Source organism: Fictibacillus aquaticus (assembly GCF_002245695.1).
GTDB classification, from domain to species: domain Bacteria; phylum Bacillota; class Bacilli; order Bacillales; family Fictibacillaceae; genus Fictibacillus; species Fictibacillus aquaticus.
Window position 1 is genome coordinate 460,231 of the sequence record NZ_NOII01000001.1, and the last position, 26,075, is coordinate 486,305.

The 26,075-nt window shown below is 45.0% G+C and carries 22 protein-coding genes; all 22 read right to left on the reverse strand.

Going from position 1 to position 26,075, the window contains the following annotated elements; translation table 11 throughout:
• Nucleotides 1-52: 52 nt before the first annotated feature.
• Nucleotides 53-1,228 carry a glycine C-acetyltransferase gene (locus tag CGZ90_RS02455; RefSeq protein WP_094250743.1) on the reverse strand — a complete coding sequence of 392 codons (1,176 nt, stop codon included), beginning with the start codon at nucleotides 1,226-1,228 and terminating at the stop codon, nucleotides 53-55.
• 18 nt (nucleotides 1,229-1,246) lie between these two features.
• The gene (gene tdh, locus CGZ90_RS02460) at nucleotides 1,247-2,287 is read right to left on the reverse strand and encodes an L-threonine 3-dehydrogenase (protein ID WP_205727364.1); all 1,041 of its coding nucleotides are present in this window, start codon (nucleotides 2,285-2,287) and stop codon (nucleotides 1,247-1,249) included.
• Nucleotides 2,288-2,617: 330 nt separating this feature from the next.
• A complete protein-coding gene (locus tag CGZ90_RS02465) occupies nucleotides 2,618-3,484 on the reverse strand; it encodes a 2-oxoacid:ferredoxin oxidoreductase subunit beta (protein WP_094250744.1) in 867 nt (288 codons plus the stop codon).
• A complete protein-coding gene (locus CGZ90_RS02470; protein WP_094250745.1) occupies nucleotides 3,484-5,223 on the reverse strand; it encodes a 2-oxoacid:acceptor oxidoreductase subunit alpha in 1,740 nt (579 codons plus the stop codon). Before CGZ90_RS02470 ends, CGZ90_RS02465 begins: the two co-directional genes overlap by 1 nt.
• Before the next feature lie 176 nt (nucleotides 5,224-5,399).
• Nucleotides 5,400-6,329: a dipeptidase gene (locus CGZ90_RS02475; protein ID WP_094250746.1), complete on the reverse strand. Its 930-nt coding sequence runs from the start codon at nucleotides 6,327-6,329 to the stop codon at nucleotides 5,400-5,402.
• 136 nt (nucleotides 6,330-6,465) lie between these two features.
• Entirely contained in the window at nucleotides 6,466-6,726 is a 261-nt protein-coding gene (spoVS, locus tag CGZ90_RS02480; RefSeq protein WP_010193268.1) for a stage V sporulation protein SpoVS, read from the reverse strand.
• A 218-nt stretch (nucleotides 6,727-6,944) separates the two neighbouring features.
• Complete coding sequence (rny, locus tag CGZ90_RS02485) at nucleotides 6,945-8,510, reverse strand: ribonuclease Y (protein WP_094250747.1); 1,566 nt, start codon at nucleotides 8,508-8,510, stop codon at nucleotides 6,945-6,947.
• Between the two features lie 446 nt (nucleotides 8,511-8,956).
• Nucleotides 8,957-10,000 carry a recombinase RecA gene (recA, locus tag CGZ90_RS02490; protein ID WP_094250748.1) on the reverse strand — a complete coding sequence of 348 codons (1,044 nt, stop codon included), beginning with the start codon at nucleotides 9,998-10,000 and terminating at the stop codon, nucleotides 8,957-8,959.
• Nucleotides 10,001-10,111: 111 nt separating this feature from the next.
• The gene (locus CGZ90_RS02495; RefSeq protein WP_094250749.1) at nucleotides 10,112-11,350 is read right to left on the reverse strand and encodes a competence/damage-inducible protein A; all 1,239 of its coding nucleotides are present in this window, start codon (nucleotides 11,348-11,350) and stop codon (nucleotides 10,112-10,114) included.
• 146 nt (nucleotides 11,351-11,496) lie between these two features.
• Nucleotides 11,497-12,075, reverse strand: a complete 579-nt coding sequence (gene pgsA / locus CGZ90_RS02500) for a CDP-diacylglycerol--glycerol-3-phosphate 3-phosphatidyltransferase (protein ID WP_094250750.1) — start codon at nucleotides 12,073-12,075, stop codon at nucleotides 11,497-11,499.
• Between the two features lie 79 nt (nucleotides 12,076-12,154).
• A complete protein-coding gene (locus CGZ90_RS02505; RefSeq protein ID WP_094250751.1) occupies nucleotides 12,155-13,015 on the reverse strand; it encodes a helix-turn-helix domain-containing protein in 861 nt (286 codons plus the stop codon).
• A 15-nt stretch (nucleotides 13,016-13,030) separates the two neighbouring features.
• Nucleotides 13,031-13,810, reverse strand: a complete 780-nt coding sequence (locus CGZ90_RS02510; RefSeq protein ID WP_094250752.1) for a DUF3388 domain-containing protein — start codon at nucleotides 13,808-13,810, stop codon at nucleotides 13,031-13,033.
• A gap of 120 nt (nucleotides 13,811-13,930) precedes the next feature.
• Nucleotides 13,931-14,185: a DUF3243 domain-containing protein gene (locus CGZ90_RS02515; RefSeq protein WP_094250753.1), complete on the reverse strand. Its 255-nt coding sequence runs from the start codon at nucleotides 14,183-14,185 to the stop codon at nucleotides 13,931-13,933.
• A gap of 91 nt (nucleotides 14,186-14,276) precedes the next feature.
• A complete protein-coding gene (ymfI, locus tag CGZ90_RS02520; RefSeq protein WP_165766745.1) occupies nucleotides 14,277-15,002 on the reverse strand; it encodes an elongation factor P 5-aminopentanone reductase in 726 nt (241 codons plus the stop codon).
• 52 nt (nucleotides 15,003-15,054) lie between these two features.
• Nucleotides 15,055-16,344, reverse strand: coding sequence for an EF-P 5-aminopentanol modification-associated protein YfmH (gene yfmH / locus CGZ90_RS02525; RefSeq protein WP_094250755.1), 1,290 nt, complete (start codon nucleotides 16,342-16,344; stop codon nucleotides 15,055-15,057).
• Entirely contained in the window at nucleotides 16,334-17,620 is a 1,287-nt protein-coding gene (gene yfmF / locus CGZ90_RS02530) for an EF-P 5-aminopentanol modification-associated protein YfmF (protein WP_094250756.1), read from the reverse strand. The genes yfmH and yfmF overlap by 11 nt, the downstream gene beginning before the upstream one ends.
• Before the next feature lie 213 nt (nucleotides 17,621-17,833).
• Nucleotides 17,834-18,796: an ABC transporter permease gene (locus CGZ90_RS02535; protein WP_094250757.1), complete on the reverse strand. Its 963-nt coding sequence runs from the start codon at nucleotides 18,794-18,796 to the stop codon at nucleotides 17,834-17,836.
• Entirely contained in the window at nucleotides 18,797-19,849 is a 1,053-nt protein-coding gene (locus tag CGZ90_RS02540; protein WP_094250758.1) for an ABC transporter permease, read from the reverse strand.
• Nucleotides 19,849-21,372 (reverse strand): ABC transporter ATP-binding protein, encoded by a 1,524-nt coding sequence (locus CGZ90_RS02545; RefSeq protein ID WP_094250759.1) that lies wholly within the window; start codon nucleotides 21,370-21,372, stop codon nucleotides 19,849-19,851. Before CGZ90_RS02545 ends, CGZ90_RS02540 begins: the two co-directional genes overlap by 1 nt.
• A gap of 178 nt (nucleotides 21,373-21,550) precedes the next feature.
• A complete protein-coding gene (locus tag CGZ90_RS02550) occupies nucleotides 21,551-22,615 on the reverse strand; it encodes a BMP family lipoprotein (protein WP_094250760.1) in 1,065 nt (354 codons plus the stop codon).
• 93 nt (nucleotides 22,616-22,708) lie between these two features.
• Entirely contained in the window at nucleotides 22,709-23,434 is a 726-nt protein-coding gene (locus CGZ90_RS02555; RefSeq protein ID WP_094250761.1) for a GntR family transcriptional regulator, read from the reverse strand.
• Nucleotides 23,435-23,653: 219 nt separating this feature from the next.
• Nucleotides 23,654-25,999 carry an FtsK/SpoIIIE family DNA translocase gene (locus CGZ90_RS02560; RefSeq protein WP_094250762.1) on the reverse strand — a complete coding sequence of 782 codons (2,346 nt, stop codon included), beginning with the start codon at nucleotides 25,997-25,999 and terminating at the stop codon, nucleotides 23,654-23,656.
• Nucleotides 26,000-26,075 lie beyond the last annotated feature (76 nt).

Consider the following 26,075-nt stretch of genomic DNA (forward strand, 5'->3'; position numbering starts at 1 on the left):
AATTTTGAAAAAAACAGGAAGAAGCGTGACCGCTTCTTCCTGTTTGCCGGGTTTACAGTATTCCAAGCTCTTTTCCTGCTTTTTCGAAAGCATCAAGTGCAGCCTGTAAATCTTCTTTTGTGTGCTTCGCAGTCACGATCGTCCTAACGCGTGCTTTCCCTTTCGCCACGGTAGGGAATGCGATGCCTTGCGCAAACACGCCCAGTTCCAGCAGTCTGTCAGAAAGCTTATGCGTCAGCGCATCATCACCTACGATAACAGGTGTAATCGGCGTTTCACTGATGCCGGTATCAAAGCCGAGCGCCTGAAGCCCTTCCTTAAAGAAACGTGTGTTTTCCCATAGTCTTTCCATATGTTCAGGCTCGTCAAGCAGCACGTCAACAGCAGCAGAACTTGCTGCGATTACTGCGGGAGGATGAGAAGTGCTGAACAAGAACGGACGGCCTTTATGGATCAGATAGTTTCGAAGCGTCTCAGTGCTCGCGATATATCCGCCAAGCACTCCGATCGCTTTAGAAAGAGTGCCTACCTGAATATGAACGCGGCCGTTTAAATTGAAATGGTCGATCGTGCCCCGGCCGTTTTCCCCTAGCACGCCAGATGCGTGAGCGTCATCGACCATAACAAGAGCATCGTATTTTTCAGCAAGTTCCACGATTTTTGGAAGCGGTGCGATGTTTCCGTCCATGGAAAACACGCCGTCAGTCACGACAATCCGCTTACGGTATTCCTGAGTTTCCTTTAATGCAGCTTCAAGGTCTTCCATATCAACGTGCTTGTAAATTCGCCGCGCCGCTTTTGTAAGGCGAATGCCGTCAATGATAGATGCGTGATTCAATTCGTCTGAAATGACAACATCTTTATCTGTCAATATCGCTGAGAGAATCCCCTGGTTCGTAGAGAAGCCAGACTGAAACACGAGACATGCCTCAGTATGCTTAAACTTTGCCAGTTTCTGTTCGAATTCTTCATGCATCGAAAGTGTTCCAGCGATCGTACGGACAGAACCTGTTCCGACTCCGTATTTTTCAACTGATTCAAGCGCTGCCTGCTTCATTTTCGGATGATTGGTCAGCCCTAGATAGTTATTGGAGGACAGCTGGATGACTTCTTTCCCATTGATGACTACTCTTGCATCCTGCTCTGACTCAAGCGGAACTAAGCGGCGGAAAGTGCCTTGCTCTTTCATCTGGTCCAGTTCCTGCTGCAAATATTCAAATCCTTTCATGCTTCTTACGCCTCCTTTTTATGGAATCAGTACTACTTTTCCGCACTGACCCTTCATCATAAGTTCAAATCCCTTTTCAAAATCTTCAAGCGGAAGTGTATGTGTGATGATCGCTTCTGTATTCATCTGCCCTGCTTTTAATAAGCCTGACACCTGCTGCCATGTTTCATACATCTTCCTTCCAGTTATCCCCTGAACCGTAACGCCTTTAAACACGATATCGTTCGTGATGTCCAATTCTACTGGCTTTACCGGGAGACTCAAGATTGAAACACGGCCTCCGTTTGTCACCATCTTAAAGCCTTGATTGATCGCTATAGGATGGCCGCTCATTTCACAGATCACATCAACACCGTTTCCGTCCGTCAAATCAAGCACAGCCTGAACCGGATCAGTATCTTTCGGGTTAATCACGGTAGTCGCACCAAGCTCTTTTGCCAGGTCAAGACGGTATTCGTTCAGGTCAATGGCAATGACCTGTGCCGCTCCGGCAGCTTTCGCCACTCCAACAGCCATGACGCCGATCGGTCCGCAGCCAATCACTGCTACGGTAAGACCAGCCACATCGCCTGCGAGAACAGTATGAACCGCATTTCCCATCGGCTCTTGAATGGATGCAGCTTCGAACGGCATGCTTTTGTCGTTCTTCCATAGATTTTCTGCAGGCAGCGCCACATACTCTGCAAAGCAGCCGTTCGTGTCGACTCCAATAATCTTTGTTTCTTTGCAAATATGATACTGTCCTTTTAAGCATTGCGGACAGCGGTGGCAGACGATATGAGTCTCGGCTGATACGTGGTCGCCTACCTCAACATTCAGCACATTTTTCCCTATTTTTTCCACCACGCCTGAAAACTCGTGTCCGAATACATATGGGGGTTTCACACGGCTTTGTGACCATTCATCCCACGAGTAAATATGGACATCAGTACCGCAGATGGATGTTGCTTTCACCTTTATCAGAACTTCATTATCACCTATTTGCGGGATATCCACCATCTGAAGCTGTGCACCAAAGCCAGCATGATGCTTAACGATTGCTCTCATTTTTCCAGTCAAACGTAATTCACTCCCTAAACTATCCTCTTCAATACCCTTTTATTCTATCAAAGTGCCGGAGTGGCGGTAAAGGGGTGTGTCCGCCCGGTATGGACATAGGAACACACCCAAAAAAAACACGTGTTTTTTCGAAAAAAAATTTTCGGTGCTCCTTTTCCGTTTTCAATAAGTGACAATAAACCTTTTATATAGTATCACTGTTCTATTTCTAGACGAAAGGCAAGAATGAATTAGAAAAAATTAGAGCATGCAGGATTAAAAAACAAGAGCTTCACATGAATTATCATGTGAAGCTCTTGTTTAAAGGAAACAGTTTTTTCTCGGTTTTTCTTACATGAATTCAGCTGCCAGCTGCTTAAAGGTATCTTCACCAAGATTCAGATCTTGCAATGCTAGCGCATCTTTGCTGTAGCCATGAGCAAGATCCTGATAGGATGGTTTTTCTTTATCTTGATAGATGATTCCTTTAACGAGACCTTTATGCTCCATCAAGGTTGTCATCGCAAGAGAACGGTTCTGAGGGTCATACCCTTCTATAGAATCCAGTGCTACGAGATGCTCCTTGAACCAGTCATACGTGTTTACTTTGTTGTAAGTAACACACGGTGAAAAGACGTTAATCAGCGAAAAGCCTTTATGGCTGATGCCCGCTTCAATAATCGCAACAAGATCCTTAAGATCAGTTGAAAAGCTTTGTGCGACAAAAGTAGCGCCGGCTGTAAGAGCGAGCTCCATGATGCCGATGGAAGATTCAACAGAACCCTCTGGCGTACTTTTCGTTTTAAAACCAACATCAGAACGCGGCGATGTCTGGCCTTTTGTCAGACCGTAAATCTGGTTATCCATGACGATGTATGTGACGTCAATGTTACGGCGGATGGCATGAACAGTGTGGCCCATCCCGATCGCAAATCCGTCTCCGTCACCACCCGAAGCGATGACCGTCAAGTCGCGGTTTGCCATTTTTACACCTTGAGCAATTGGCAGAGAGCGGCCGTGGATTCCATGAAACCCGTAAGACTTAATATAGCCGGAAATTCTTCCTGAACAGCCGATACCGGAAACGACAGCTAGGTTTTCAGGAGTAAGACCTGCGTTTGCCGCGGCACGCTGGATGGCAGCCTGGACTGAAAAGTCTCCGCAGCCCGGACACCAGTTTGGTTTGATACTGTTGCGGAAATCTTTGAACGTAGCCATTACACCAGCTCCTTCGCTTTAGCAGTGACCTCAGACGGCAGGAACGGGTTGCCATCGTATTTTAAGATGCTGCTGATTTTTTCATGATTGCCTGTGTTTAGTTTAATGATGGAAGCAAGCTGTCCTGTCGCATTGTTCTCCACGACCACGATTTTTTTCGCGCGGTCTGCCAATTCCTTGAACTCTGTTGCCGGAAACGGATGAAGCAGGCGGATATGGGCGTGGTTTACCTTAATCCCTTGCTCCTCAAGCCTAGGCATCGCTTCCTCGATAACACCTCTAGTAGAATTAAACCCAACTAAGAGTATGTCTGCTTCTTCATGTGGGGCATTTTTTACAACAGGTGTGTCAAATTTGAGTGACTTCAGTTTCGATAAACGCTTGTCCATCTGCTTCTGGCGGTTAGTCGCCACTTCTGACGGTTTGCCATACTCGTCATGCTCGACGCCTGTTACGTGATGAATCCCATTTTTCATACCAGGAACCACGCGCGGCGAGACTCCGTTTTCAGTGACTTGGTAACGTTTAAAATATCCGTCCTTATCGTCAGAATCTGGAAGCTGTGCGTTAAGATCAAGTGTACCCCTGCGGATTTCTACACGGCTGTAATCGAGCGGCTCAACAGACTGTTTTCCTAATGAAAGCTGAAGGTCTGTCAGCAGGATGACCGGACACTGGTATTCTTCCGCTATATTCAAGGATTCCACTGCATCATAGAACGCCTCTTCCGCTGTACTTGGCGCCATAACCACTTTTGGGATTTCTCCGTGAGTGCCGTAAATCATCGCCATCAAGTCAGATTGCTCCTGTTTCGTCGGCAAGCCAGTCGATGGGCCGCCGCGCTGTGTGTCAACGACAACGAGCGGTACTTCTGTCATTCCAGACAAGCCGATCGATTCCATCATCAGTGATAGACCAGGTCCTGCAGAAGAAGTGATCGTCCTTACTCCGGCATAGTTGGCACCGATAGCCATCGTACATGCCGCGATTTCATCCTCTGTCTGGATTACAGTTCCGCCGAACTTAGGAAGCTTTTTGATTAAATATTCCATGATCTCAGACGCAGGCGTTATCGGATAAGCCGGCATGAAGCGCACTCCTCCAGCGAGAAAGCCGAGCGCGATTGCATCGTTACCGATCATAAACATCCGTTTTCTTCCGTCAGCTTCGTTAAGCTGAAAGCCGTCAATTTTCCCGGCAATACCTTGGAAATATTCAGAGCCTTTCTTAATGGCTTCCATGTTTTTCTCTACTACTTTTGCTCCTTTGCGTGAAAAAATTTCTTCCACCACTTCTTGATAAGACTCAGGAGCCAAACCGAGAACTGCGCTTGTCGCCCCGATCGCGACCATGTTTTTCATCAAAGACGTACCAAGTTCTGTTGCGAGCTCAGTAAATGGTACTGCAAAAAGCCGGGCATTCGAGCCTTCAGGAATAACTGGGTTGAATTTTGCATCACCGATCACGACGCCTCCGTCGCGCAGCTCATGCAAATTCACGTCAATCGTTTCTTGGTCGAAAGCGATCAAAATATCCAGATCATCAGAGACAGCACGAGTCTGGTACGTGCTCACCCTGATTTTATTATTCGTATGTCCTCCCTTGATGCGTGAAGAGAAATGTCGGTAGCTGTATAAATAATAACCTAAACGATTTAAAGCCATAGCAAAGATTTCACCGGTACTGTCGATCCCTTCGCCCTGCTGCCCCCCAACTTTCCAGGAAAGCTGTTCAATCATGATCGTAACACCCCTTTTAAGTATCCGTCTTACGTAGGCACTGCCTTTTAAGACGGTGCGCGTATATGTTTCTTACAATGAAAATATGTACTGAACGCTTACAATTCTAGACTTATCACAGTCAAAATGCAAGTGGTGATATGAAATTTTTGGAATTAATAAAACGTTCTGATAATTTAAACGCAAGTAAAATAATCAGCAAAATTCTGATAGAAAAACCGGACTGCCTGTTCTTCAGGATATCGCTTCAGCACCTCATTAACTAAATTTTCATATTCCCTGTAAGCTGAGAGACCTGCAGGAGTATCTTCAATTCCATCAAAATCAGACCCAAACCCGACATGCCGGACTCCGCCAAGCGAGCATACATGATCAAGATGCTTCAGGATATCACGGATTGTAGCAGATGCTTGGCAGCTGTTCAAGAATGACGGTACAAACGTTACACCAATCCTTCCGTTTTTTTCAATCAGCCCATTGATCTGACTGTCTGTTAAGTTCCTTGGATGATCACAAAGAACTTTCGCGTTCGAGTGCGTTGCTACTATATTATTTGCTTTCTCCAAACAATCCCAAAATCCTCTTTCAGATAAATGAGAAACGTCTGTCCAGCAGTTCTTGCTGTTCAAGAAAGTGACGACCTCCTCGCCAAAGGAAGTCAGTCCGCCTCCCCTTGGCTCTAAAATCCCGTCAGCAGCTGCGTTTCCAAAGTTCCATGTTAACCCAACACTGCGAACGCCGAGCTGATGCAATATGCGAAGCCGGCTCAAATCATTGCCGATGCAGTCGCACCCTTCCAAGCTTAAGATTGCGCCTGTCTCCCCATCAGCAAGCCTTTTCAGTTCTGCTTCATTGCGGATCAATTTCATGCCTGGAGAGAAGGCCAGAATTTTTTCAAAGAATATATCCACCATCTGCAGTGCTGCAGCAAACTGGCCTTCACGGGACACTTTTTGCGGAACATAAATGGCAAATACTTGTACGCTCGAGCGCCGTGATTTTAACTGCGGATACGTGACATGCATAGATGCAAGATCTTGAAAGGATATATCGGGATTTTCCCACATTTTCCAGAGAACATCACAATGCCCGTCGAAAATTCGCATACTTCTCACTCTCTTTCTTTCTCGGATGCTTTTATCTATTAATATTGTAACAGCAGGTGTATCCGCAATGATAGTCAATGAAAATCGAGACATGGAAAAAGCCTGTCTGCGCTTACAGACAGGCTTGAAAATTTTTTTATCTAGGTTCGACGATCAGCTTAATGGCTGTCCGTTCTTCACCGTCAATTAAAATATCCGTGAAAGCAGGAATGCAAATGAGGTCAACTCCGCTCGGCGCTACAAATCCTCTTGCGATCGCTACTGCTTTAACCGCTTGGTTTAATGCACCTGCGCCGATGGCCTGGATTTCAGCCCCGCCGCGTTCCCGCAGAACGCCTGCAAGTGCACCTGCTACAGAGTTGGGGTTGGACTTTGCTGAAACTTTTAATATTTCCATTAATTTGAACCTCCTTCAAGATATGATACCAGTTCTACTATATTCATTGGATCAGGCTCGTATTCCTGTAATCGAATGAGCATCAGTGCTGTTTTGTCTCAAGGAATACTCCCTCAACGAACCCCACTTATCTGTTCCCTTCCAAACTTTGTATCAAACCTGAACGTTATGCCCAAATTTCAGCCTAAAACAAAATAAAGTGGTGAATAATCACCACTTTATTTCGCGTACTCAACTGCTCGTGTTTCACGTATGACTGTTACTTTTATATGCCCTGGATAATCCAGTTCATTCTCGATCTTCTTCGTAATGTCGCGTGCAAGCCTGTATGATGCCATATCATCTACCATGTCCGGCTTCACCATTATGCGGATTTCACGCCCTGCCTGGATGGCAAATGACTTTTCCACACCGTCAAACGATTCAGAAATCTCTTCAAGCTTTTCAAGCCTGCGAATATACGTTTCAAGTGTTTCTCTTCTTGCACCAGGTCTTGCCGCTGAAAGGGCATCAGCCGCAGCTACAAGGGTTGCGATGATTGAAGTTGGCTCCGTATCACCGTGGTGCGAAGCGATGCTGTTAATTACGACAGGGTGTTCCTTATACTTCACTGCCAGTTCAACACCGATATCTACATGGCTTCCTTCCACTTCATGGTCGATCGCCTTTCCGATATCATGAAGCAGTCCGGCACGTCGTGCAAGGTGCATGTCTTCTCCAATTTCTGAAGCCATTAAGCCTGCCAGGTATGCCACTTCCATCGAGTGCTTCAGCACGTTCTGTCCATAGCTTGTACGGTATTTAAGGCGGCCAAGAATCTTAATAAGATCCGGGTGCAGTCCGTGTACGCCAACTTCAAATGTTGTCTGTTCTCCTACCTCGCGGATGTATTCATCCACTTCACGCCTTGATTTCTCCACCATCTCTTCGATTCTGGCTGGATGAATTCTTCCATCCTGGACCAGCTTATCAAGAGCCATTCTGGCGATCTCGCGTCGGATCGGATCGAAACCTGATAAAATAACCGCTTCAGGCGTATCATCAATAATAAGGTCAATACCCGTAAGTGTTTCCAATGTACGGATATTTCTTCCTTCACGTCCGATAATTCTCCCTTTCATCTCGTCGTTTGGCAGGTTAACGACTGAAACAGTAGTTTCAGCCACATGATCGGCCGCACAGCGCTGGATGGCAAGAGAAAGAATTTCTTTCGCTTTCTTGTCTGCGTCTTCTTTAGCGCGGTTTTCAAGTTCTTTTACCATCATTGCCAGTTCATGCGACAGCTCGCTCTCAGCTTCTGTCATGATGATTTGACGTGCTTCTTCTCTGGTAAACCCTGAAATACGCTCCAGTTCCCGCTGGTGTTCTTCCAGCAGTTCTCCTACTTTGCTTTCCATCTCTTCAATTTGCCGTTGTTTTTTGGCGAGAGATTCCTCACGCTTTTCCAAGGACTCCTCTTTTTTATCAAGGGTTTCGCTTTTCCTGTCCAGGATCTCTTCTTTTTGTACCAATCGTTGCTCTTGTTTTTGAAGCTCGCTTCTGCGGTCGCGAACTTCGCGTTCCGCCTCCGTGCGAAGCTTGTGGATTTCATCCTTTGCTTCAAGCAGGGCTTCTTTTTTGCTCGCATCCGCTTCCCGCTTGGCATCTTCTACGATCTGCTCTGCGGCTCGCTCTGCACTGGAAATCTTTGCTTCTGCAATGGATTTCCGAACAAGATATCCGACAACTGCGCCGACTGCTAAGCCGGCAAGCAAAATGGAGATGAGAATCAACAAATCAGGCATGTTAACACCTCCTCTTGCTTTTTAAGTTTTTCATTTCATCAAATCAGTCGTCATTCGTGTAACAAAGCGCTTGCATAATTCCAAGTGTTCTGTTGCTTGTTTTCTATTTTCATTTCAACTAAGAAATCAAAATATAACTTCATTTTATAGTTGTCCACATACCTTGTCAAGAGAGTTAAACTTTCTATAATAATAGGTGAAGCACAAAAGCGCAAGATTAGAATATGTATCTCTTACCACCGTTTAAACCGTCTCTTCTCCACAGCGTAGGCAGGTAAATGACGGCAGAAGTTATAAAAACGGAGCGGGGCCAACCCTTTAACGCACCCTCAGCTGTTCTTGTACTTTATACTTATTTAACGACTTCGAATTCTTCATTATTTAAAAGGTATGCTTTCTTAAAGTGCAATAAAAAAAACCGGCCCATGGCCGGTTTTTACAATACTCTATTCAGTCAATTCGAACTCTTTTACTTCATCGTGAACAGGCGCTTCTGCCGCTTTCGCTTCAAGCTGGTGATATTCTCGGACCTCTTGGGAGATAGATGCAGCCACTTCAGGGTTCTCTTTCAGGAACTGCTTGGAGTTTTCACGTCCCTGACCAAGTCTTTCGCCTTCAAATGAATACCAGGCACCGCTCTTTTGAACCACGTCGATATCTGAGCCGATATCAAGGATTTCGCCTTCACGTGAAATACCTTCTCCATACATAATATCAACTTCAGCAACCTTAAACGGAGGAGCCACTTTGTTCTTGACCACTTTTACTCTCGTCTTATTACCGACGATATCCTGTCCTTGTTTCAGCTGTTCTGCACGTCGGACTTCAAGCCTCACGGAAGAATAAAACTTCAGTGCGCGTCCGCCTGGCGTTGTTTCCGGGTTTCCGAACATTACACCGACCTTCTCACGGATCTGGTTGATAAAGATGGCGATAGTTTTCGACTTGTTGATAGCACCGGAAAGCTTTCTAAGTGCCTGTGACATAAGACGTGCCTGCAGACCAACGTGAGAGTCACCCATCTCGCCTTCAATTTCGGCTTTTGGAACAAGGGCTGCCACTGAGTCAACAACAATGATGTCGACCGCACCGCTTCTTACGAGGGCCTCGGCAATTTCTAGTGCCTGCTCACCTGTATCCGGCTGAGAAAGAAGCAGTTCATCAATATTGACGCCAAGCTTTTGAGCATATACCGGATCAAGGGCATGTTCCGCATCAATGAATGCTGCCTGTCCGCCGTTTTTCTGCACCTCTGCAATTGCGTGAAGAGCTACCGTCGTCTTACCGGAAGATTCAGGTCCATATACTTCTACGATTCTGCCTCGCGGGTATCCTCCGACACCAAGTGCAATATCCAGTGCCAGGGAACCGCTGGAGATCGTTGAAATTCTTTGTTCCGTCTGTTCGCCAAGTTTCATAATAGATCCTTTGCCGAACTGTTTTTCAATCTGGCGAAGCGCCATTTCCAAGGCTGCTTTACGGTCGCTCATGAAATCACTCCTCATATATAATAAAGATCATTTATCGCTGTGCTTGATACATCTATCATACCTTTTTTTGCGGGCTTTGCCAATCATTTTACGAACATTTATTCGATTTTTTTATTGTCCTTTTTTGACCATTTGCCAAAGAGCGAACATACCATGCTTTACCGTCAACGCTCTAATCCGGCTGCGGCTGCCTGCAAGCTGCAGCGAGAGAACCTTCGTTCCTGCTGAGGATGCTATTCCGACATATACAGTTCCCGGTGCAGCACTGCCGTCGCTGTCAGGACCTGCAGCACCGGTAAAGCTGATTCCATAAGAAGTCCCTGTCAATGATCTGATTCCTTCAGCCATCTCAGCCGCACACTCTGGGCTGACCGCGCCGAATTGCTCGAGCGTCTCTGGCTTTACTCCAAGCATACGCTGCTTCATCTCATTGTTATAAACAACTGCACTTCCTGAAAACGCCTTGGATGCCCCTGCTGCATCAGTCAAGGCTTTCCCGAACCAACCTCCTGTTAAACTCTCAGCAGCCGATACAGTGGCTGATGATTGAATAAGAGATTCAAGAAGCATAGCTTCGAGCGTACTTTCGCCATGACCGTAATAAAACTCTCCAACTCTCTCAAGAATCTTCTTTTCTGCTTCATCAAGTGCTTTTTTCGCTTCAGCATCAATACTGAATCTCGCCGACAGCCGAAGCGTAACTTCATGTTCTCCTGCGAGTGGAGCGATTGTCGGATTAGATTGATGTTCGATAAGATCCGCAATTTTAGTTTCCAGCATAGACTCGCCGATACCAAAAAAACGCAGCACTCTTGATTTAACCGGCTCTCTCCTCCCTGTTTCAAGAAGTTTAGGCAATCCGTAAGTTTGAAACATATGTTTCATTTCGGATGGAGGACCTGGGAGGAGCATCCAAACCTTTCCGTCATGACATGCGATCATGCCGGGAGCCATTCCTTTGTCGTTAGGAAGGACGAAAGAGCCTTCGATCACAAGCGCTTGTTTTTTATTGTTCTCAGACATCTCCTTTCCTGTTTTTTTATAGTGCTCGATAATCGCTTCTAAGGATTCAGCATGATACGCAAGTGTTGTACCGATGTATTCAGCGGCCGTTTCTTTTGTAAGATCGTCTTTAGTGGGGCCAAGCCCTCCCGTCAGGATGATGCAATCCGAACGGGAAGCCGCATGCTCCATTACAGAACGAAGTCTTTGAGAGTTGTCGCCAACGGCAGTATGATGATAAACATGAAAACCGGCAGCAGCCAGTTCAGACGACAGGAACTGTGCGTTTGTGTTGGCGATCTGGCCGAGCAGCAGCTCTGTTCCAACCGCAATAATTTCTGTTTTCATATTGTTCTCCTCTCAATGTACATAAAGATAGATGCAGCATCAAATGGTGAAATCGCCAAGATTGCCGCATAATGCTGCCCTATTTATGAGAAAAGCCTGAGCAGCTGCTAAAAAAACAGGAGCTTATCTCCTGTTTTTTTGGGAAATTATTTAGATTTCAAAAGTGCTTCTTTGTTGGCCATGAAATATTCATAGCCGGAATAAACTGTGATAAGTACTGCCGCCCATAAGCTGATCTCGGCAAATGGTATACCGATCCAAGCAAAAGGAAGGTTTTTCAGGAGAAGCGCAGAGATCGCGATGATCTGGATCCACGTTTTCAGCTTGCCCATCTGGCTTGCCGCGATCACTTCACCTTCAGCTGCAGCAACGAGCCTTATTCCAGTCACAGCAAACTCGCGGCTTAAAATAACAATGACCATCCAGGCAGGAGCATCTCCAGTCTGAACGAGCGCAACAAGCGCAGCTGTGACAAGCAGCTTATCGGCAAGCGGGTCAAGGAATTTTCCAAGGTTCGTGACAAGGTTGTACTTTCTTGCATAATACCCGTCAACCCAGTCTGTAGTAGAAGCTAAAATAAAGATTAAGGCTGCTGCAAGATGCGTTATGGGAAGTTCCTCGCCTCTGTAGCGAATCATTCCCCAGTCAAAGCCGCCAAGAAGCACTACCATAAATACAGGAATAAGCAGTACTCTTGATACGGTAATTTTATTAGGCAAATTCACAAGTTTTCCTCCATTAATAAAAGAAGAGAACGATAATCTTCCATTCTCTCCCCATCATTTTCTTTGCTGTATGACTATATTAAGGCACAAAGCGGATAAGGATTTTTTGATGCACCCTGTCAGCAGGAGCAACTGGATACTCGAATGCTGTTCCGTTAAATTTCAGCTGCGTTGTATGAGCAGCACCGATATTAAGCAGAATTTCCTTTTGACCTTCTGATTTATACGTGTAGGTTTCACCTTTTTTAAATTGCTTTGTGAAAAGTATTTTTCCAGAAGCATCCTTTATGTCCACATAGCTTGGCCCGCTGATCGAAAAATCAATTTCCATAGTATCAGAACCCGCTAATTCATATGCAGTTGTGATTCCTTCTGTTTCTTTTTTCGTCAGTGCTGGTGCTGGTGCTGGCTTTTCTTCTTCAGGCTTTTCTGCTGGCTCTTTTTCTTTGGATTTTTCGGCACCTTTTTTTTGCTTGGCATCCTGATCTGTCTGAATAAGCGATTCAGATGCCTTTTTTTCCTCTGCTTGATCGCCGCCAAAATTTTGCATTAGCATATAGATGCCTGCTAGAACAAGGGCGATCACAGCTGCGATAATAAAGATCGGAACGTATTTTTTCAGCACCGAGTCTCTTTCGCTTCCAGGAGACCTCGGGCGTTCAGAGCGCGGTTTGAATTCTTCAGGTTCTCTCGCAGCCTTCGGAATATCCTTTTCATATTGCCCAAAGACTGTTTCATAGTCAAGACCTACAGCCTCGCAGTAATTTTTGATGAAAGCGCGGGCATAAAAAGGTCCTGGCAGAATACTGTAGTTGCCTTCCTCGATCGCTGCAAGATATCGTTTCTGAATCTTAGTCGCTGTCTGAAGTTCTTCAAGCGTAATATTTTTTTCTTCACGCTTATCTTTTAAATATTGTCCTAGCTCTGTCAATCTTACCACCTACTAACAATAGAGTCATTCAAACGTCTCAAATTCCGGATCGCGGTGCACTGCTTCGTATGTAATCTCTTCGTTCCGGTCATTTTTCAGTTCGATAATATAGTCAAAATCATCCATAGAATACTCATTCTGCTTGACGAAAAGGTCAGGGTGCTCAACGACTTTCGTAGACGGAAGCCTCATAATTTCACGAATAAGCTGCCAATGCTGCTCACTCGTGCTTCTTGATGAAACAGCTCCATCGATTATAAACACATTGTCAGGATCGTATTCATCATCGATCAGTCTTGTCCGCAATGTTTGTTTCAGCAGGGTAGATGAAAGAAACACCCACCTTTTTGAAGCACAGACGCTTGAAGCTACGATACTTTCAGTCTTCCCGACACGGGGCATCCCTCTGATTCCAATGAGTTTATGACCTTCCACTTTATAAATCTCGGCAAGAAAATCGACAAGAAGACCAAGTTCATCCCTTACGAAGCGGAACGTTTTCTTATCATCTGCGTCTCTTTCAATGTAACGCCCATGCCTTACAGCCAGACGGTCCCGAAGTTTGGGCTTACGGAATTTTGTAACAGTTATATTATCCATCGTGTCAAGGATATTCTTCAGTCTTGTCGTCTTTTCCTCATTGTCAATGACAAGCAGAAGCCCGCGCCGTTCATTATCGACGCCATTGATCGTAATAATGTTAATTCCGAGCATCCCAAGAAGCGATGAAATATCGCCAAGAAGGCCCGGACGGTTTTTATGTATTTCATATTCAAGATACCATTCCTGCCCGATTATTCTCATCTCCTCCTTGATTCGCATTTTCCGCTGTAACTCATCTTGTAATAATAATAAATGAATTCATTTGATTATTAAAGAAAAATAAAAGGGGATGTTAAGAAATATTCTTAACATCCCGTTTCTTTACTTGCTGTCATGCTGGACAAGCTTTACCATCATGTTGGCGATAGCGTGCTTTTCCTGCTCATCCGCCACGTTCCAAAGGTCGGCAAGAACCTTCTCTTCAGGGTTCTTCGGTTCAACATGGCTTGCAAGGTAGCCCCCGATTTCTGTCGCAAGGTTAGAAATCGCTGACTGTTCCATCCCTTCATGCTGGGCATGCTCTAAACGGTTAGAAAGAAATTCTTTCCACTGGCCGAAATTGTCTAAAACGGACATGTTCGTCTCCTCCTTTTTGTAATATCAACGTTAATATGCCAAAAAGTGAGGATTAATATTCTTTTTTGTGTTCTTGTTTACCATAATATTATTATGTACGCCAAGCACCGTTAACAGACAGGATATGCCCATTAATATAGCTTGACCCGCTCCCTAACAGAAAGTTTACTGCTCCTGCGATTTCTTCAGGTCTGGCTAGTCTTCCGGAAGGAATCTGGTCAATGAGATCCTTTATTTCATCCTCAGTGAAATCCTGCAGCATGCCGGTATCCACAGCTCCCGGGGCAACTGCATTCGCTCTGATGCCGTTGGGGCCAAGCTCTTTTGCTATGGCTTTTATAAAAGTGTTCATTCCCCCTTTTGCAGCAGAATAAACGGATTCGCAAGATGCACCAGATTCACCCCAAATAGACGTAACCGCGACAATCGCTCCGTTTCTTTGCGATATCATGTGAGGAATAACACTTTTCACAATCTCTATCGGAGCTGTTAAATTCAATGTAATCACTTTTTGCAGTTCATTTTGGCTCATATCCTGCAGCAGTCCATAATGGGTGCTTCCGCTGATCAGCACAACAGAGCTTAATTTAGTCCCAGTTTGACTTAAAAGCTGCTCTGCTCCTCCCTCTGCAGACAGATCAGCGTAAACCGCCTTACAGCTGATTCCGCTGTTGGAAAGCTCATCTGCCAAGATTTCTGTTTCATTTTTTTTGCTGTAATAGTGAAGAAACATCTTGCTGTAGCTTCCGGAAATTTCCTTAGCGACAGCACGCCCGATTCCTCCTGATGCTCCTGTTATCAAAACCGACGGCTTCACAATTTCCCTCCAGAAAAAAACACCCTCATTGTTGAGGATGTTTTTCTTTTTATTATGACGGCTTTTTACGAACCGTGCAAACGGTCATCGCTTCGTCCGCAAAATGACTTTTCAGCACACGCTCAGCATCATCAGCGCTTAGTGCTTCAAGTGCGGGGATCACATCAAAAAGATTCATGCTGTTAAAAGCATAGCGGGTAAATTGGTTCGCGATAAATTCCGGCGAATTAAGAGCTCTCAGAAACGATCCGATTTTTTTCTTTTTTGCTCGTTCGAAGGCATTTTGATCGATTGGCGCGTTCTTGGCAGCCTTCACCATTTCACTTACCTTGTCGACAAGCTGCTCGGGCTTTTTCGTATCTCCTCCCAGCATACTGAAGCCGAAACCTTGCTCTTCTGTATAATCGAACGAAAAGGTCTGGTCGATCAGTCCCTCATTGTACAGCACCTCATAGTTTGCTGAGCTTTTGCCGAACAGCATATCTAAAATCAGGTTAACCGTCAGCTCATGGTTAAGCAGATCAGACCCTTTGCGCCCAGGCTTATTTTCTTTAAATCCGATATAGCATTTCGGTGTTTGCACAGGCATCGAAATTTCATGCTCTTTTCTTGCAGCTCCGGCAGGCTCATCGTCAAAAATCCGCTTGATCGGAGGCTTATCTTTGAACCCCTTTTCTTTTTGATTGCTGCGGACTAGTTCAATGATTTCACCAGCATTAACCGGTCCAACTATGAACAAAATCATATTGCTCGGATGGTAGAAGGTCTCATAGCATTCATACAGCATATCCTTTGTGATGTGAGAAATGGATTCTACAGTGCCTGCGATATCAATTTTTACCGGATGATTATGGAACATATTTTCAATCAGTCCAAAATAAACACGCCAATCAGGATTGTCATCATACATCCTGATTTCCTGGCCGATAATTCCTTTTTCCTTTTCAACTGTTTTTTCTGTAAAGTACGGTTCCTGTACAAAATCAATCAATGTGGACAAGTTCTTTTTGACATCTCCAGTAGTGGAGAACAAATAAGCTGTTCTTGTAAAAGTGGTGAAAGCGTTGGCTGATGCTCCCTGCTTGCTGAAATCCTGAAACACGTCACCCTTTTCTTTTTCAAAAAGTTTATGCTCAAGAAAATGCGCGATGCCGTCTGGAACTTTAACTGCTTCGTCCTTGCCTGGAGGGACAAAGTGATTATCCACTGATCCGTAATTCGTCGTAAACGTCGCGAAAGTTTTATTAAAGCCTTTCTTTTCTAAAATATAAACTTTGAGGCCGTTATCCATTTCTTCGTAATGAAGCGTCTCCTCAAGCTGCCCAAACTTTTTATTCTGCATCATTTGACCCCCCTTTCAAGAAATAAATGGTATCTAGTGCCAGCTTTTTGGCAACATCGATCACATCTTGTTTGGATACAGCATCAATTCCGTTAAGCCACTCTTCTACACTTCTGTCTGTTCCCGAAACTACTGCGTGGTATAAAACTTCAGTAAGACCAAAGCTTGAATCGATCGTTTCAAGTATTTGATTCTTGATCATCGCTTTCGTTTGTTCAAACTCCGAATCCGTAATATTTCCGTTCACAATCTCATCAAGCTGTTCTTTAATAATCTTGACCGCTTTTTCATAGTTGCCGGTCTCGATGCCGCTCATCACAAAAATAGCACCCTTATGGCTCTCAAAACGGGATACTGCATAATAGGCGAGGCTTTCTTTCTCGCGCACATTCATAAATAGCTTGGAATGAGAAAAGCCGCCAAAAACACCGTTACATACTTGCAGCGCATAATAATCACGGTCGCTGTAAGTCGTGTACGTCCTGTACCCCATGTTAAGCTTCCCTTGCTGAACATCCTGCTCTTCAAATACTTCGTTCACTTGTTCTGGCTTCACTTGATCCTTTTTGCTCGCAATGTTATTGCTTCCTCTGTTTTCTAATGTAAAAAATTTCTCTGCCGCTTCCTTCACGTTCAATTCCTCAATGTCACCGATCACATAAAGGTCGATACGGTCCTGAGCAATGACCCCTTTATAATAGGTATATAGATCTTTCGCCGAGATGCGGTCTACTTCACTTTCTTCTCCATACACGTTGTACCTGTAAGGCTCATTTTTATACATTTCTTCAAGAAGCCTTTTGTTGGCATAACGCATTTTATCATCATAGATTGATTCGATCTGCTGTTTGAGCGAACGCTTTTCTTTGTTGACAATTTCTTCGTTAAAGCTTCCGTTTTCAGCTGCAGGCTGAAGCAGGATTTCTGAAAGAAGGTTCAATGACTGCTCAAAAAGCGGAGTGTTGTCTGACAGGAACTTTTCGTTTGCCACTTCCATCCTGATGCTGATCACCTGGTTTTCCCCTTTTTTTGACAGATCCACAGAAAGAGATGCCCCGTACATATCATCAAGAGCGCCTCTTAAATCTTTTGAAGATGGATATCGGTTCGTTCCAGCTTGAAGGACATAAGGCAGAAGTGCGCGTTTCGTCACATTCTCCCCTTCTAACGGTCTCAGAATCTGAAGGACAATACTGTTCGTTTTATACTTTTTAGTCTGCACTGTATGAAGGGTAAGGCCCGTCAGCTGATCTGTCTGATGATCTACATATTGCATCCTATATTCCTCCTTTATGTAATCAAATACTTTATTGAAATGAAAATAAAAAAATAAAGCTAACTGCTCTTTGTTTATTTTACCCACTTTCGGTAATCAGCAGTACTTTTCCTGCATCATCATATTGGTTTAATGATAAGGACAAGCCCGGATAGCAATAAAAAACTGCCGTAAATCAGGCTTGTGGCCCTTTACGGCAGTTTAATAATTCTTTTATCTTTTTCCTTTTTCGTAATGCTGGCCGATTGCTTTAGGAGCGTCGGCACGGCCTACAAGTCCTGCAAGCGCCAATATTGTAAGAACATACGGCAAGATCAGCAGATACACGTGCGGGATATCCTGAAGACCCGGTATTTGCTGTCCGGTAATGCTCAAACTTTGAGCAAGTCCGAAGAACAGCGCTGCACCTAGCGCTCCAAGCGGATGCCATTTCCCGAAGATCATGGCAGCAAGCGCCATAAAACCTTGCCCGACAATCGTAGAATGCGTGAAGTTTCCAGAGATGGAAGCCGCATAAACTGCACCTCCAAGACCTGCGAAAACTCCGCTCAAAAGTACGGCTGTATATCTCATCTTAACAACATTAACACCCATCGTGTCAGCGGCCATCGGATGCTCTCCGACAGCTCTAAGACGAAGACCGAACGGTGTTTTGTAAAGCACAAACCAGACAGCAAATGCTGCAAACACTGCTACAAATGAAGTAGAATAAGCGTTCGAGAAAAAGAGTTTTCCGATCAGCGGTATTTCAGACAGAAATGGTATGTCTCCCTTAGAAATACGCTCACTGATAACAGGGGTCTGTCCAGCATCAAAAATTTTCTTTGTTAAAAATATGGCCATTCCAGCTGCAAGGAAGTTCAGCGCAACTCCGCTTACGACCTGGTCAGCTTTTAAAGATATAGATGCTACGGCATGAATGAGCGAAAGCAGAGCACCTGCAGCCATGGCAAACAAGAAACTCACCCAAGGAGAAGCTGCCCCAAGTCCCCACTGTTCTCCGTAATACGTGAACACTGCACCTGTGAAGGCACCAAAAAGCATTAAACCTTCAAGTCCGATATTGACTACACCTGAACGTTCACTGAAAACACCGCCCAAAGCTGTGAAGATTAAGGGAGCCGCTGAAACAATGGCAGCGGGAATGATAATCGCTAAAATATCCATAAGTCCCATTTAAATCTTACCCCCTTTATTCACCTTGTTCACTACCCAGTGAACAAGATAGCTGCACGCGACAAAGAAAATGATGAGTGCGATAACGATGCCGATTATCTCTGTCGGAACTCCAGCGATCGACTGCATATTAAGAGCTCCGATCTTCAATCCTCCGAATAAAGCGGCGCCAAAAATGACACCAAGAGCACTGTTAGCACCAAGAAGCGCAACCGCGATTCCGTCGAAACCGACACCAGTAAATCCAGCGTTGATCGTCATGTATTGATAAGTCCCAAGACCTTCCATACTTCCAGCGATACCGGCAAAAGCACCTGAAATCGCCATGGAAAGCACGATGTTACGGCTCACATTGATCCCGGCATATTGTGATGCGTGCTGGTTGAATCCAACAGAACGAAGCTCATAGCCTGTCGTCGTTCTCCAAAGTACAAACCACATTACAGCAGCGGCGATAAGCGCCACAATGAATCCATAGTGAATCGTAGAATAATCCGTTGCGTTCTCAAGCCAAACGGACTTTAGAGACGCAGATTTTGCAACGGCTTCAGTGCGTTCACCCGGTGCAAGCAAATAAGCACGGATGATGGCATTCGTCGTATACAAAGCAATATAGTTCATCATGATCGTTGTGATAACTTCATGAACCTGAAAACGTGCTTTCAGGAAACCTGGCACCGCGCCCCATAGGCCGCCTGCCACACCCGCTGCTAAAATGGCAAGCGGAATATGAATGACTGCAGGAGCATCAACCGTTACACCGACATAAACAGATGCCAGCCAGCCGACGAGCAGCTGCCCTTCCACCCCGATGTTGAACAATCCCGTTCTGAATGCGAACGCTACGGCAAGACCAGAGAGAATGAGAGGTGTCATCTGGCGCACTGTTTCTCCTAAGAAATAGCTGCCTCCGAATACACCTTGGAATAGAGCTCCATATGCTTTGATTGGATCATATTCGCTGACTGCCATGATGATGGCGCCAATGAGCAAGCCTAAGATAACAGAAATCACAGGAACTGCGATTTTCATCCAATTTTTTTGATTTTCCATTATGCGATGACACCTGCTTTCTTTCCGCCAGCCATAAGGAGACCAAGTTCCTGTTCTGTTGTTTCTTTTGGATCGACAATCGCAGTGATCTTGCCTTCATAAATGACTGCTATACGGTCACTCACGTTCATGACTTCTTCGAGCTCAAATGAAACAAGAAGCACCGCTTTCCCATTATCTCGCTCTTGAATTAGCTTTGAATGAATGAACTCGATCGCACCGACATCCAATCCTCGTGTCGGCTGTGCAGCAATTAAGAAATCAGGGCTTCGGTCCACTTCCCTCGCAATGATCGCCTTCTGCTGATTTCCGCCCGAAAGCGCCCTTGCAGGAGTATAAACATTCGGCGTTCTTACATCAAATTCTTCAATTAATTTCTCTGCCTTGTCAAAAATCGGCTTGAATTTCAGGATGCCGCCTTTTGAATACGGCTTTTTATAGTACGTTTGAAGAACGATGTTTTCACCTACAGAAAAATCAAGGACAAGACCATGTTTATGGCGGTCTTCTGGAATGTGCCCAAGACCTGATTCCGTGACCTTGCGCGGCGGTTTATTCGTGATTTCTTTGCCGTTCAGCATGATTTTTCCTGATGTGGCTTTCCGAAGCCCCGTGATCACCTCGAGCATCTCTGTCTGGCCGTTTCCGTCAACTCCTGCGATTCCAAGGATCTCCCCAGCATGAACGGTCAGAGACAGTCCGTCTACAACCGATACTTTACGGCTGTCAACAACCGTTACGTCATCCATCTGCAGAACAGGATGCTTTGGAACACTGTCTGACTTTTCAACTTTAAAGTTTACTTCGCGCCCGACCATCATTGCTGCCAGCGCATCCGGGTTCGTGTCTTCAACGTCCACTGTCCCGATGCTGCGGCCCCGGCGGATTACCGTACAGCGGTCACATACTTCCATAATCTCTTTCAGCTTATGCGTGATCAGAATGATAGATTTGCCTTCTTGAACAAGCTTTTTCATGATCTGGATCAATTCTTTAATTTCCTGCGGTGTAAGCACTGCTGTCGGCTCATCAAAGATCAAGATTTCTGCTCCACGGTAAAGCGTTTTCAAAATTTCAACACGCTGCTGCATACCGACAGAAATATCTTCGATGCGAGCATTTGGATTTACTGAAAGCCCATACTGCTTTGATAGCTTTGCTACCTCTGCAGCAGCACTTTTCACATCGACTGTACCGCCTTTAACAGGTTCTTTTCCAAGGATGATATTTTCAGTGACTGTGAATTTATCAACGAGCATAAAGTGCTGATGCACCATACCGATTCCAAGGCTGTTGGCGATATTTGGATCATTGTTTTCAACTTTCTTGCCTTTTACAAAAATTTCACCTTTTTCCGGCTGGTACAAGCCGAACAGGACGTTCATCAATGTAGATTTCCCTGCGCCATTCTCTCCCAGCAGCGCATGAATCTCACCCTTTTTAACTTGAAGCGTGATGTCATCGTTTGCGACAATGCCCGGAAATTCTTTTCGTATATTGCGCATTTCAATAACGTATTCCATTTGTTCACCCACTTTACTGAATATAGCAGCATCCACCCGGCGAACGAGAGCAGGATGGCTCTTTGCTGCAAAAAAGGGCTTGGCTGACTGCCAAGCCCTGGCTACTTTGTTATTTAATGGTAAAAAGGTCCTAAACTAGCAACAAAGGCTAGTAAAGTTACCAGCCTTTGTCACATGATTACTTGCCTTGTTTTGACTTGAACTCTTCAAATTCTTTGTCTGTCTTAGGAACTGTAACTTCGCCATCGATGATTTTTTTCTCATACTCTTCAACCATCTTAAGCGCTTCTGCAGAAACGTTTTCCTCTGTTGGCGCGATTCCGACTCCGTCCTTATCAAGACCGAATTCTACGATCTCGCCGCCAGGGAATTTTCCGTCCATTGCAAGCTTAGAAACTTCATAAACAGCTGTATCTACGCGTTTAACCATGGAAGTCAACGTTACGTTCTCAGGCATACCTTCTCCATGCTGGTCACGGTCAACACCGATTACCCAAACATCCTTGCCGTTCTTCTTAAGGTTTTTCGCTTCTGTGAAGACACCCATTCCCGTTCCGCCAGCAGCGTGGTAGATGATGTCAGCGCCTTTGCCGTACATTGTACCAGCGATCGCTTGTCCTTTTTCCGCTTTGTTGAAGTCCTCAGCGTACTGAACCATAACTTCAGCATTTGGGTTAGCAGCAAGTACGCCTGCTTTAAATCCGTTCTCGAACTTCTTGATTAGTTCACTGTTAACTCCGCCGACAAAGCCGACTTTGTTTGATTTAGTCTGAAGTCCAGCGATTAGACCTACAAGGAAAGATCCTTCATGCTCCTTGAACGTGATGCTTGCTACGTTTTTCTCTGGAACAACCATATCAACGATCGCAAGGTGAGCATCTTTTTTCTGCTGTGCAACTTGCTTAACGTCTTCAGCCATAAGGAATCCAATACCGAAAATAAGATCGAAATCCTGACGGATAAGAGCGTTCAAGTTCGGCTTATAGTCACTCTGTGCGTTAGACTGCAGGTATTTGTAACCATTGTCTTTAACAAGAGAGTTGTCTTTTCCGAACTTTTGCATTCCTTCCCAAGCAGATTGGTTGAATGACTTATCGTCAACACCGCCAGTATCTGTAACCATGGCAACCTTGAAGTTGTCTTTCTTTCCTTCGCTGCCTCCTGATTTTTCATCTCCGCACCCTGCTAGAAGTGCTCCAGCTGTAAGCACTGAGCTTAGCATTAAAGCCATTTTCTTTTTCATGATTGATTTCCCCCTGAAATAATATTTGATGTAAAACCAAAACCGTAAATCAGTACCCCTACCGAAAAATCACCTCCTAAAAAAGTGAACTTTTTAAAAGCGCTTTCGCACAACTGAAAACTGAAATTTATCAGCTCTAAAATAATTGCAAGAATAAAGCACAGGCTCATCAAATTGGTCATAATGCATCTGCATGAGTGCGAGCATCGTTGACTTTTCGTCGCACTGAAGAATCTCTGAAATCTTGTCATGATAGCCGATCGGCTGAATATCAGCGACTGCGTACATGACTCTCTTGCCTGATTGTTTTTCCAGCATATCTAACAAGGATTGGTTCTCGTGAAGCCCTTTCATTGGAAAAATGTCGTATGGAACGAAATCTTCACAGAATACTACAGGCTCCTGATCAGCTGTCCGGACTCTTTCTACTCTCATCAATCCGTCCTGCAGCGGTTTGCTGAATTTCAGCTGCAGCTCTTCTGGGGCATCAATCTTCTCGGACGAAAGAAATATCGTTCCGGCCTGCCTGCCGCCTCTCTCAATCATCTCCGTTACAGAAGACAATGCTTCAATACCAGCAGAAAAAAGTGCGCGTGTTCTCACGAATGTGCCGACACCATGTTTGCGGATGACAACGTTTTCATCTTCTAGGATTCTCAGCGCTTCTCTTAAAGTCGCGCGGCTGATACCGAGCTGGCGTGCAAGTTCAAATTCCGAAGGCAGCTTTTCACCTTCACTGTAAACACCGGCTTCGATATCACTTTTAATTTTTTCTATCACTTTTACATAGAGAAGACGGTGATCCACTTTTATCGACATTCAACCATCACACCTTTGTCATGATGCCAAATTCTAAGACGTGTAAAGATATGTTAAGCATTTGACACGAATTCTTAATAATCGACATTAATATACCATTTCTAATCTTATAAATAAATACTATTTTTAGAAATTTTTAATATTGACAGACACTTACATTTCGGCTATTAAGTGCAAAAAAACACCGCTGCGGGGCTGATACCGCTGCGGTGTTTTTTATTATGAGGATGACGCTTCCCCAGTATGAATGCTGGAAATGAGAACCTCTCGAGGCTTGCTTCCTTCATAAGGGCCAACAATTCCTTTTGTTTCCATCACATCGATCAGTCTTGCTGCTCTGGCGTAGCCGACTCTGAACCTGCGCTGCAGCATAGATACAGAGGCGGTCTGCATGTCTACCACGAGCTTCACTGCATCTTCAAACAGTTCATCTTCAGCCTCCATAGATGGCTCTGCTTCTTCTGTCGGAATCATATCATTTTGATACTGCGCTTTCTGCTGCTGTATGCAATGTTCTACAACCTGTTCTGCTTCAGAATCTGACAGAAAAGCACCCTGCACCCGAACAGGCTTGGATGATCCTGCTGGCAGGTAAAGCATGTCCCCACGGCCTAAAAGCTTCTCTGCGCCTCCCATATCAAGGATTGTCCTTGAGTCTGTCTGAGAAGAAACGCTGAAGGCGATGCGTGATGGTATATTCGCTTTAATAACGCCCGTAATAACATCCACTGATGGCCGCTGAGTGGCGATGATTAAATGGATGCCTGCAGCACGGGCCATTTGAGCAAGTCTAGTAATGGCATCCTCAACGTCTCCTGAGGCGACCATCATGAGGTCGGCCAGCTCATCCACGATGACCACGATATAAGGAAGTTCAGGCTGTTTGGCATCGCTTTTTGCATTGTTCTTTCTGATGCTTTCGTTATATCCTTCAATGTTTCTTGTTCCGCTGTGAGAGAACAGTTCGTATCGCCGCTCCATTTCCGATACAACTCTTTTCAGTGCCTGAGCAGCTTTTTTCGGCTCTGTAACGACAGGTGCAAGAAGATGCGGGATGCCGTTATACATGTTCAGTTCAACCATCTTCGGATCGATCATCATCATCTTCACTTCATGCGGCTTTGATTTCATCAAGATGCTTGTGATGATGCCATTAATGCATACACTTTTCCCGCTCCCGGTTGCTCCCGCTACAAGAAGGTGAGGCATTTTTGAAAGATCACCGACAATCGGTTCACCGGATATGTCCCTGCCCAGCCCGATGGCAAGCGGCGCTTTATTGTGCTGAAATTGCGGTGCTTCAAGCACTTCTCGTAAGCTGACCATGGCTACTTCCTGATTTGGGACCTCGATCCCTACTGCCGATTTGCCTGGAATCGGAGCTTCTATCCGGATATCCTTTGCCGCAAGGGCCAGTGCCAGATCATCGCTTAGGTTAACAATTTTGCTGACTTTTACCCCAGTATCCGGATAGACCTCATATTTAGTGACGGCAGGACCTAAATGGACTTTAGATACTTTGGCTTTTACTCCGAAACTTTCAAATGTTTTTTCAAGTTTTCTTGCATTTTGCTTACTCGCTGAATACTGACGGTCTTTGTGGCTGTTATTCGATTTAGGCAGAAGCAGATAATCCATCTGCGGAAGCACGTAATGTTCGTTCGTTACAGGTGGCTGTTCAAATTGAACGACCGGTTCACGGCTGGATGGTTCTTTCGCATCTTTAGCCTCAATACTTTGTTCTTCATTTTGCCGTTGCTGTTCAAAGCCTCTTGCTGCGAATTTTAATTGTACGGCTGGCTCTGTCTGCTGAACATTTTGCATAAAATCTTCAATCAAAAGCTCGTCTTCTTCAAGTTCGATGCTTTCTGCATATACCGGTTCAGCTTCTTCAGACTCATTTTTTTCTTCCCGCTCTTTCTTTTCAGCGGCACGGGTTTGTCTTTTTTGTTTTAATGTTTGATATGTATTCTTAACTATATTGCGTGCGCCATCCAGCATTTTTTTCAGCACGTCTGACAAGGATTTCCCCGTTATGAGCACGATGCTAATAATCATTAGAAAGAAAATCACCATTTTTGTTCCTGAAGCAGCAAACAAAAAGTAGCTGAGCGCAAAACATATGGCGCCGATCATTCCGCCGCCAAGATCTTTCAATGCAGTATCACCTTTCAGCTGCATCCAATAAAGATCCCAAGTATGATGTATCACAGAAGCATTTTTCCACTGGCCGCCATTTGTCAGGTGTTCAAAAAGAGTCAGGTGGCTGAGCACTAAAAATGAACAAAAAAGAATATAGGCTCCTGCCAGCCTTCTTGACCATAATAGCGGCATCTTGCGGTGGATGATCAAATAGAGCGAGACTGCTGTCGTACCCGCCAATAACACACCGTACCATTCTCCGCTGAAAAACCGAAGAAAATGGACGAACGCAAGCCCGACATTGCCCATTTTGGCCATCGCCAGAAAAGTGAGTGCCAATAACGAAAGACCTGCTATTTCATATGTAAGCTGCTCTTTCCATGCTGAGGCTTTTTTTGATTTCTTTTTATTTTTTTTTCCCATAGTAACGATTCACCTCTTTATGTGTCTTGCCGCTGTAAAAAGAAAGCAGCAGCCTATGTGCATGCAGGCTGCCGGT

What these genes read in the sequence shown, in the direction of transcription:
- CGZ90_RS02455 (WP_094250743.1), bottom strand. Translation starts at nt 1,228, where the DNA reads ATGAAAGGATTTGAATATTTGCAGCAGGAACTGGACCAGATGAAAGAG.
- CGZ90_RS02465 (WP_094250744.1), bottom strand. Translation starts at nt 3,484, where the DNA reads ATGGCTACGTTCAAAGATTTCCGCAACAGTATCAAACCAAACTGGTGT.
- CGZ90_RS02470 (WP_094250745.1), bottom strand. Translation starts at nt 5,223, where the DNA reads ATGATTGAACAGCTTTCCTGGAAAGTTGGGGGGCAGCAGGGCGAAGGG.
- CGZ90_RS02475 (WP_094250746.1), bottom strand. Translation starts at nt 6,329, where the DNA reads ATGCGAATTTTCGACGGGCATTGTGATGTTCTCTGGAAAATGTGGGAA.
- spoVS (WP_010193268.1), bottom strand. Translation starts at nt 6,726, where the DNA reads ATGGAAATATTAAAAGTTTCAGCAAAGTCCAACCCCAACTCTGTAGCA.
- rny (WP_094250747.1), bottom strand. Translation starts at nt 8,510, where the DNA reads ATGCCTGATTTGTTGATTCTCATCTCCATTTTGCTTGCCGGCTTAGCA.
- recA (WP_094250748.1), bottom strand. Translation starts at nt 10,000, where the DNA reads ATGAGCGACCGTAAAGCAGCCTTGGAAATGGCGCTTCGCCAGATTGAA.
- CGZ90_RS02495 (WP_094250749.1), bottom strand. Translation starts at nt 11,350, where the DNA reads ATGAAAACAGAAATTATTGCGGTTGGAACAGAGCTGCTGCTCGGCCAG.
- CGZ90_RS02510 (WP_094250752.1), bottom strand. Translation starts at nt 13,810, where the DNA reads ATGAGAATAATCGGGCAGGAATGGTATCTTGAATATGAAATACATAAA.
- CGZ90_RS02515 (WP_094250753.1), bottom strand. Translation starts at nt 14,185, where the DNA reads ATGTCCGTTTTAGACAATTTCGGCCAGTGGAAAGAATTTCTTTCTAAC.
- yfmH (WP_094250755.1), bottom strand. Translation starts at nt 16,344, where the DNA reads ATGCAGAATAAAAAGTTTGGGCAGCTTGAGGAGACGCTTCATTACGAA.
- yfmF (WP_094250756.1), bottom strand. Translation starts at nt 17,620, where the DNA reads ATGCAATATGTAGATCATCAGACAGATCAGCTGACGGGCCTTACCCTT.
- CGZ90_RS02535 (WP_094250757.1), bottom strand. Translation starts at nt 18,796, where the DNA reads ATGGGACTTATGGATATTTTAGCGATTATCATTCCCGCTGCCATTGTT.
- CGZ90_RS02540 (WP_094250758.1), bottom strand. Translation starts at nt 19,849, where the DNA reads ATGGAAAATCAAAAAAATTGGATGAAAATCGCAGTTCCTGTGATTTCT.
- CGZ90_RS02545 (WP_094250759.1), bottom strand. Translation starts at nt 21,372, where the DNA reads ATGGAATACGTTATTGAAATGCGCAATATACGAAAAGAATTTCCGGGC.
- CGZ90_RS02550 (WP_094250760.1), bottom strand. Translation starts at nt 22,615, where the DNA reads ATGAAAAAGAAAATGGCTTTAATGCTAAGCTCAGTGCTTACAGCTGGA.
- CGZ90_RS02555 (WP_094250761.1), bottom strand. Translation starts at nt 23,434, where the DNA reads ATGTCGATAAAAGTGGATCACCGTCTTCTCTATGTAAAAGTGATAGAA.
- CGZ90_RS02560 (WP_094250762.1), bottom strand. Translation starts at nt 25,999, where the DNA reads ATGGGAAAAAAAAATAAAAAGAAATCAAAAAAAGCCTCAGCATGGAAA.